Source organism: Brevundimonas sp., assembly GCF_018608325.1.
In the GTDB taxonomy this organism is placed as follows: domain Bacteria; phylum Pseudomonadota; class Alphaproteobacteria; order Caulobacterales; family Caulobacteraceae; genus Brevundimonas.
Window position 1 is genome coordinate 1 of the sequence record NZ_JABAZW010000085.1, and the last position, 8,432, is coordinate 8,432.

Consider the following 8,432-nt stretch of genomic DNA (forward strand, 5'->3'; position numbering starts at 1 on the left):
CACCGCCCGCACCAGACGCCCGCCTTCGACAAAGGCGGCGGAGGCAGAACCTGAAGCCGGGGCAAGGCGGGCTGCGACATCCATATCCCCGGTCAACAGAGCGGAGGTGAAGGCCTGTTCGCGCACGCGTGGCTGCTCCGGCGCCAGTTCATTGGCGCGCGCCAGCAGGCCGGAACCGATGTCTCCATCCCCGCGCATCAGGGCCAGACGACCAGCCAGATAAAGACCATAGGCGCTGCGGCCCATCGCATCCGTCGGGATCGGCGCCCAGACCTCAGGGATCGGCGGCGTGGTCTCGGCGATGATGATGTGGGGAACCACCTCTTCCTCGTCCGCCGGGGCGACAGTCGGATCGACAGGTTCGGTCTGTGTCGGCTCAGCCTGGGCCGGAACAGCGGGGGCCGATGCAGGGGTTTCCTGCGCCACAGCCTGCCCGGCGAGCGCCAGGGCGAGAACGGCGAGAGAGGCGGCGAACAGGCGCGAACGATAGGCGGTCATCCGCCGACCCTTCACGGTTTTCATGCGACGGGCAAGGGGCGGATCGCTCGCCCCCTGCCCTGTTTTTCTCACATGTTCGGGTAGTTGGGACCACCGCCGCCTTCGGGCGTGGTCCAGACGATGTTCTGCGACGGGTCCTTGATGTCGCAGGTTTTGCAGTGGACGCAGTTCTGGGCGTTGATCTGGAAGCGCGGATTGGACCGGCCGTCCTCGTCGTACAGCACCTCATAGACACCCGCCGGGCAGTACAGCCGCGCAGGTTCGCCATATTTGGGCAGGTTGACGTTGATCGGCTTGGACGGGTCCAGCAGCTTCAGGTGCGCGGGCTGTTCCTCGGCATGGTTGGTGTTCGAGATGAACACCGACGACAGCTTGTCGAACGACAGCTTTCCATCCGGCTTGGGATATTTGATGACCTTGTGTTTAGCCGCAGGCTCGGTCGAGGCGGCGTCCGTCTTCTCATGCTTCAGCGTCGGGATCGGCGACCAGCCGCCCAGCAGCGTGCGGCACCACATGTCGAACATGCCCAGCGCCCCGCCCAGGGTCGTGCCGAACTTGCTGAGCAGCGGCTTGGCGTTCCGGACGATGGCCAGTTCCTTATAGACCCAGCTGCGTTCGAAGGCCGTCTGATACTCGTTCAGCACATCGCCTTCACGCCCGGCCTGCACCGCGTCATAGGCGGCGTCGGCAGCCAGCATGCCGGTCTTCATGGCGTTGTGGCTGCCCTTGATGCGCGGCACGTTCACGAAGCCCGCCGAACAGCCGATCAGCGCGCCGCCGGGGAAGGCCAGCTTCGGAATCGACTGCAGACCGCCCTCGGTGATGGCGCGCGCGCCGTACGAAATGCGCGTGCCACCTTCCAGATGCGGCGCGACCGAGGGGTGGTGTTTGAAGCGCTGGAACTCATCGAACGGCGACAGGAACGGGTTCTTGTAGTTCAGGTGAACCACATAGCCGACAGCCACATAGCGGTCGCCGAAATGATACAGGAAGCTGCCGCCGCCCGTGTGCTCGTCCAGCGGCCAGCCGGTCGAGTGCTGGGCCAGACCCGGCTGGTGCTGTTCAGCAGGCACCTGCCACAGCTCTTTAAGACCGATGCCGTATTTCTGCGGCGACTTGCCGTCCTGCAGCTTGTGTTTGGCGATGATGGTCTTGGCCAGCGAACCGCGCACGCCCTCGGCGATGAAGACATATTTGCCGTGCAGTTCGATGCCTGGCTGGAAGTCGTCCGTCGGCTTGCCCTCGCGGTCGATGCCGAAGACGCCGGCGACGACGCCCTTCACCCGGCCCGTTTCATCGTCCCAGACCACATGGCTGGCGGCCATGCCGGGATAGACCTCGACGCCCAGCGCCTCGGCCTGTTCACCCAGCCAACGCGTCACATTGCCCAGCGAGGCGATGTAGCAGCCGTGATTGTGCATGAAGGGCGGCATCAGCGGCATGGGCAGGGACACCTCGCCCTGCGGACCCAGCAACAGGAACTTGTCCTTGGTGACCGGCGTCTCCAGCGGCGCGCCCCGTTCCTTCCAGTCGGGGAACAGCTCGTTCAGCGCCTTGGGGTCGATCACTGCGCCGGACAGGATGTGGCCGCCGACTTCGGCCGCCTTTTCCAACACTGCGACGTTGATTTCTTTGCCGTCTTTTTCCGCGCGCTGTTTCAGGCGGATGGCCGCCGACAAGCCCGCAGGGCCGCCGCCGACGATGACGACATCATATTCCATGACCTCGCGTTCGACCGCCTGCAGCGCCTCGATGGGCGGCAGATTGTCGATGATCGCTTCCTGACGGGCGTTCTCGGCGCCGCCCTCAATGGCGTCTTCGGCCATGATTTTCCCCTGAAATCCCGGTTCTTGGTGTGGTTATGCCGCTTATCGGAAGGTGACGCGGGGGCGGTCAAGGCTTATCGGTGTCCCAGAATCATGAACGCGCACCCCCGTGACATTGCTGCGACCGAGAGTCTGCTCGCCTTCTGGCGGGATGCGGGCGTCGACGCCTGCTATCTGGACGCGCCCGTCGACCACACCCACATCGCCCCGCCGCCGGTCGTTCAGGCGGTGCAGCGCGCGACAGCGTCCATCACCCCCATGCCCTCTGCCGGCGGCGGCGAAGAGGCTCTGGCCCAGGCCCGGCAACTAGCCGCCTCGGCCAATACGCTTCAGGATCTGGCGGCCGCCGTTGCAGGGTTCCACGGCTGCTCCCTGCGCCAGATGGGCGCGACCCAGTCGGTGTTCGGGCGCGGCGACGCCAACGCCCCGGTCCTGGTGATCGGCGAAGCCCCCGGCGCCGAGGAGGACCAGATCGGCCAGCCCTTCGTGGGTCAGGCGGGGCATCTGCTGGACCGGATGATCGAAGCGGCGGGTCTGACCGGCAAGGTCTTCATGACCAACACCGTCTTCTGGCGCCCGCCCGGCAATCGTCCGCCTTCGCCGCAGGAACAGGCTGTCTGCGTCCCCTTCCTGGAACGCACCTTCGCCCTGCTGAAACCCAAGGCCGTCCTGCTGTTGGGCGGGGCCACGGCCAAGTCCGTCCTGCAGACGGACGAAGGGATCATGAAGCTGCGCGGACAGTGGAGGGAATGGCGTCTGCACGAAGGCGCGATTTCCGCCCCCGTCATGCCGACCTTGCATCCCGCCTTCCTGCTGCGGCAGCCGCAGGTCAAACGACTGGCCTGGGCCGACCTGCTTTCACTGGCGGTTCGCCTTGAAACGGACTCGGTTGAGGATCACGACTGATTGCTGCATGTTTCCATGCTGACGACCGATCGCCATACGGACCCCGCCTGAGTCGAGACGGACGGGGCCGCCGCCAACGAGGGGGCCGCCGCATTGACCAGGTTCAGCCGCGCGATGATCGCGCCGACGCTGGCTCTCACCCTGTCCGCCCTTGCAGTCGCGGCGCAGGCGGAGACCCCGTATGCGACGATGGCGGCGTCCGCCTCCGCTTCGAACACGGCCAATACGCGCCCGACTGCCCTGAGCTCTGCTGACCGCCTGTCCTACACCACCGCCTTCGACGCCCTGCGGCGCGGCGACCTGGAGGCGGCCCGTATCGCCGCCCGTCAGGCCCAGGACCGTGTCCTGCTGGGTCAGGTCGAGTTCGAACGCCTGTTCCACCCGAACTATAACGCCACCTACGAAGAACTGACCGAGTGGCTGCAGGAATACTCCGATCTGCCCATCGCCACCCGCGTCTATGATCTGGCCATGCGCCGCCGCCCGGACGGCGCCATCGAACCGATCAAGCCTGCAGGCTTTTTGGGCCGCACCTGGAACAGCGTCGTCAACGCCGTGTCGGGCGGCGGGGCCGCCGCCGATCCGATGAAGACGGCGCGGATCGCCTATAACAACGACGACCTGACGGGCGCATCGGCCATGGGCCGCGAGATCGGCGACTGGTGGACGGTCGGCCTGGCCGAATGGCGCATGGGCGAGTTCAACGAGGCCTTCAACGCTTTCGACCGCGTGGCCCAGGACCCGACCGAGGACCCGTGGGTCCGCTCTGGCGGCGCCCTGTGGGCCGCACGCGCCGCCGGCAAGTCCGCCCGGCAGAATGTCGTGACCGACTATCTGCGCCTCGCCGCCCAGTGGCCCGCCACCTTCTATGGCCAGATCGCCCTGCGTCAGTTGGGCGAGGAACCGGTCATCGAGAACCTGGGCCCACGCCCCTATGCGGCCGAGCCGCGCGTACGCCGCGCCTTCTATACGCCCGACGCCGCCGTGGACGCCGCCTCGCTGGAAGCCTTTGTCCAGAACGAGCCCCGCGCCCGTCGCGCCCTGGCCTATTATGAAGTCGGACGCCGTGCCGACGGCGACAATGAAATGCGCTCCGGCCTGCGCACCGCCGCGGGCGACGCCTCGCGCATGTGGGCGGCGCTGGCCCGCATCGTCTCGCCGGGCCGTGAAACAGACGCCTCGCGCATCGACGCCAACCGCTATCCGATCCCGGACCTGCAGCCCGAGGGCGGCTTCACCATCGAACGCGCGCTGGTCTATGCGGTCGCGCGCAAGGAAAGCGACTTCAACCCCAACGCCCGCTCCAGCGTCGGCGCCTACGGCATCATGCAGGTGATGCCGACCACAGCGGCCGAACTGTCCGGTGACCGCAGCTTCGTCTCGACCCCGAACAAGCTTTTGACGCCCGCCGTCAACATGCGGCTGGGCCAGACCTATGTGAACCGGATGCTGCAGCGGTCAGAGTTCCAGGGCGACATCCTGCGGGCGGTCGCCTCCTATAACGCCGGGCCGGGACCGATGCTGGCGGCGGTGCGCAAGCTGGGGCCGGACGCCGATCCCCTGCTGCTGATCGAGACCATCGACGTGCCCCAGGCCCGCGAATATGTCGAGAAGGTCGTCGCCGCCTACTGGATCTATCAGCGGATGTTCGGCGCCCCGCTGAACACGCTGGACGCCGTAGCCTCAGACGCCACCCTGGTGCCGATTTCACTGGATTATGTGCCGCCTGCGCCCGTCGCGGACGAGATCATGGTCGCCCAAACGGCCACCGTCAGCGACGAACGCTAGAAGACGATCGCCAGCAGCAAGGCCCAGAAGGCGCTGCTGAGCAGAATGACCAGCATATAGCCCGCCACAGGGCCTAACCGATGACGCGACCGTTGCTGCGGCGCGCGCAAGGACGTCACACTGGTCTGCACGGGCGAAGCCGTCATTGCGATCTCCCACGAGGCGACTGCTTCGTGTGCCCATCATCAATAACAGCCAGCGCTTAAACGAACGTCATCGCCCTTGGTTGACGCCCGTTAAAGTTGCGCCACCTCCATTTCCCACTGACGAAAGTCGGGATGAGCCAGCAGGGCCTCGACATAGGTCTGAGCCACGCCGTCGTCGCCATGGGCGCTCAAATCGATCTGATAGTGGCGAATGCGGGCCGCGACCGGCGTATAGAAGATGTCGGCGATGGAGCGCGTTCCGAACAGCCAGGGGCCATCAACCCCGAACCGGCTCCGCATCTGACGGAACAGGACCACGATACGCGCCAGATCCCGATCCAGCGCTGGGTCCGAAGGCGTCTGTGACCGCGCGTCGCCACTGATCGGATGATCCGGCCCCATGCCGCAGAAGGTCCGCAGGGCGCTGAAGCCGGAATGCATTTCCGCCGTCACTGATCGGGCCAGGGCGCGCGTGACCGGATCGGCTGGCCACAGACGCGCCTGCGGATAATGCTCCGCCGCCCATTCGGCGATGGCCAGCGTATCCCAGATCAGTTCCCCGTCGACCGTCAGCGCGGGCACGAACCCGGACGGCGACACCGCAAGCAGCGCCGCCTTATGCTCGGGCGTGTCATAGCGCGCGTCACGCACTGCAAAGTCTGCGCCCGTCGCCTTCATCACCAGCCAGCCGCGCAGCGACCAGGTGGAATAGGCCCGGGGTCCGATCAGCAGTTCCATAACGCGCGCCTTCTGTTGCGGGCGCGATTAATGGCTGGAGGCGAGCTTCAGTACAACCAGACCCGACACCACAAGGGTCACGCCCGCGATCCTGAGCGGCGTCAGCGGCTCACCCAGAATAAAGGCCCCGACGGCAAAGGCCCCGACCGCGCCGATGCCGGTCCAGATGGCGTAGGCCGTACCCAGCGGCAGGGTCTTCATCGCCAACGACAACAGCCCGAACGACCCGATCATGAAGATGACCATGCCGACAGTCGGCCACGGCTTGGTGAAGCCTGCAGAGGCCTTCATCAGATAGGCCCAAACGATTTCCAGAACCCCAGCGGCGAGCAGATAGACCCAGGCCATGACAATGACTTTCCAACTTGATTGCCGGGTCGTCCCGGCATTCAAAACCCGAAAGGGGGAGGTCGTCCTCACTGAAAGCGCGGCTAATCTGGGACATTGGCCGCCAAAGTCAACCTTGGCCCTGCGGCAAACCTTGACTCACGCCCCCTTGAGACCGACACGAACCGCCCATGATCACGCGCTATTCCCGCCCCGTCGCCGCCGCCATCTGGTCCCAAGAAACCAAGTACAAGATCTGGTTCGAGATCGAGGCCCACGCCGCCACCAAGATGGCGGAACTGGGTGTGATCCCCAAGGAATCAGCCGAGGCCATCTGGGCCAACGGCAAGGACGCGACCTTCGACGCCGACCGCATCGACGAGATCGAACGCACCACCAAGCACGACGTCATCGCCTTCCTGACCCATGTGTCGGAAATCGTCGGCGAGGAAGCTCGTTTCCTGCACCAGGGCATGACCTCCTCCGACGTGCTGGACACCTGTTTCGCGGTGCAGTTGGCCCGCTCGTCGGACCTGCTGATCGAGGGCGTGGACCGGGTTCTGGCCGCGCTGGAGACCCGCGCCAAGGAGCATAAATACACCCCGACCGTGGGCCGCTCGCACGGCATCCACGCCGAGCCGGTGACCTTCGGCCTGAAGCTGGCGGGCTATCACGCCGAGTTCCAGCGCGCCAAGCGCCGCCTGATCACGGCCAAGGAAGAGATCGCTACCTGCGCCATCTCCGGCGCCGTGGGCACCTTCGCCAACGTCGATCCTGCGGTTGAGCAATATGTCGCCGACCAGATGGGTCTGGCCGTCGAGCCCGTCTCGACGCAGGTGATCCCGCGCGACCGCCACGCCGCCTTCTTCGCCGCACTGGGCGTCGTCGCCAGCTCGGTCGAGCGTCTGGCCGTTGAAATCCGCCACCTGCAGCGCACCGAAGTGCTGGAGGCCGAAGAGTTCTTCGACAAGGGCCAGAAGGGTTCGTCGGCCATGCCGCACAAGCGCAACCCGATCCTGACCGAAAACCTGACCGGCCTGGCCCGTCTGGTCCGTTCGGCAGTGACGCCCGCAATGGAGAACGTCGCCCTGTGGCATGAGCGCGACATCAGCCATTCGTCGGTCGAGCGCGGCATCGGCCCAGACGCCACCATCCACCTGGACTTCGCCCTGCACCGTCTGGCGAATGTGGTCGAGCGGCTGAACGTCTATCCTGAGAACATGCAGAAGAACATCGACCGCCTGGGCGGTCTGGTTCACTCGCAGCGGGTCATGCTGGCCCTGACGCAGGCCGGGATCTCACGCGAAGCCGCCTATGCCGCCGTTCAGGAAAACGCCATGAAGGTCTGGCGCGGCGAAGGCGTCTTCCTCGACTTCCTGAAGGCCGACGAACGCGTCACCCTGCCCCACGACCAACTCGAAGCCCTGTTCGACCTGGGCTACCACACCAAGAACGTGGACGTGGTGTTCAAGCGGGTCTTCGGAGACTGAACCCCATGACCGAGCGCACGATCCGGCTGAACCCCCGGCTCGACCCCCGTGACTATGCGGAGGCCTATGCGCGCGACGGCATGGTGCAGGTGCCCGATCTGCTGGACGCGGCCAGCGCTGAGTGGCTGGAACTGGCGCTGGAGCACGACACAGCCTGGCAGTTGTCATTAAAAACACCTGAGGGGGGCAAGCTGTTCTCCCCTCAGGAAATGACGGCTCTGGGGCGTGATGAACTGGGCGCCCGCATCCAGAACGCCCTGAAGGAGGGGCGCGACGGTTTCTCCTTCGTCTATCTGGCCTATCCGATCATCAAGTCCTTCATGTCAGGGCAGGATGCGGGCCATGCCACACACATTCTGCTGCAGTTTTTCAACGACACCCCCTTCGTCGAGTTCGCCAAGGCGGTAACCGGAGAAGCAGGCGTCACGAAGATCGACGCCCAGGCGACATGGTTCCGCCCTGGTGATTTCCTGACCCTGCATGACGACACAGATCAGGGACAGCGGCGCGCGGCCTACACCCTTGGCCTGACACGCGATTGGCGGCCCGACTGGGGCGGCCAGCTCCTGTTCCACAATACGGCAGGCGACATCGAGCGCGGACTGAAGCCCGGCTTCAATCTGTGGACCGTGTTCAAGACGCCACGCAACCACTCCGTCGCCCCGGTCGCGGGCTATGCCGGCGGCAAGCGCCGCTCCATCACCGGCTGGCTG

General features: G+C 65.6%; 8 protein-coding genes and 1 pseudogene. 4 read left to right on the forward strand and 5 right to left on the reverse strand.

Annotation, left to right across the window (positions count from 1 at the left end; all coding sequences use genetic code 11):
* Window positions 1–498, reverse strand: a pseudogene (locus QZ281_RS08565) (hypothetical protein); the annotation flags it as partial.
* A 68-nt stretch (window positions 499–566) separates the two neighbouring features.
* Window positions 567–2,219, reverse strand: coding sequence for an electron transfer flavoprotein-ubiquinone oxidoreductase (locus QZ281_RS08570; protein WP_292227217.1), 1,653 nt, complete (start codon window positions 2,217–2,219; stop codon window positions 567–569).
* 198 nt (window positions 2,220–2,417) lie between these two features.
* Between QZ281_RS08570 and QZ281_RS08575 the strand changes: the two genes are divergently transcribed.
* Together QZ281_RS08575 and QZ281_RS08580 are read left to right on the forward strand one after the other, a co-directional pair.
* The gene (locus QZ281_RS08575) at window positions 2,418–3,230 is read left to right on the forward strand and encodes a uracil-DNA glycosylase (protein ID WP_292227183.1); all 813 of its coding nucleotides are present in this window, start codon (window positions 2,418–2,420) and stop codon (window positions 3,228–3,230) included.
* 93 nt (window positions 3,231–3,323) lie between these two features.
* Window positions 3,324–5,018, forward strand: coding sequence for a lytic transglycosylase domain-containing protein (locus tag QZ281_RS08580; RefSeq protein WP_292227186.1), 1,695 nt, complete (start codon window positions 3,324–3,326; stop codon window positions 5,016–5,018).
* Here the strand turns inward: QZ281_RS08580 and QZ281_RS08585 are convergent.
* From QZ281_RS08585 to QZ281_RS08595, 3 genes are all read right to left on the reverse strand, one after another.
* Window positions 5,015–5,164, reverse strand: coding sequence for a hypothetical protein (locus QZ281_RS08585; RefSeq protein ID WP_292227189.1), 150 nt, complete (start codon window positions 5,162–5,164; stop codon window positions 5,015–5,017). The genes QZ281_RS08580 and QZ281_RS08585 overlap by 4 nt on opposite strands.
* 90 nt (window positions 5,165–5,254) lie before the next feature.
* Complete coding sequence (locus QZ281_RS08590) at window positions 5,255–5,902, reverse strand: glutathione S-transferase (RefSeq protein ID WP_292227192.1); 648 nt, start codon at window positions 5,900–5,902, stop codon at window positions 5,255–5,257.
* Window positions 5,903–5,929: 27 nt separating this feature from the next.
* On the reverse strand, window positions 5,930–6,250 hold the full coding sequence (locus tag QZ281_RS08595) for a multidrug efflux SMR transporter (RefSeq protein ID WP_292227194.1): 321 nt from the start codon (window positions 6,248–6,250) through the stop codon (window positions 5,930–5,932).
* A 170-nt stretch (window positions 6,251–6,420) separates the two neighbouring features.
* Here QZ281_RS08595 and purB point away from each other — a divergent pair, with 170 nt between their 5' ends.
* Together purB and QZ281_RS08605 are read left to right on the forward strand one after the other, a co-directional pair.
* Window positions 6,421–7,719, forward strand: a complete 1,299-nt coding sequence (gene purB, locus QZ281_RS08600) for an adenylosuccinate lyase (protein ID WP_292227196.1) — start codon at window positions 6,421–6,423, stop codon at window positions 7,717–7,719.
* A gap of 5 nt (window positions 7,720–7,724) precedes the next feature.
* On the forward strand, window positions 7,725–8,432 hold a 708-nt coding region (locus QZ281_RS08605; RefSeq protein WP_292227198.1), incomplete at its 3' end, for a 2OG-Fe(II) oxygenase family protein.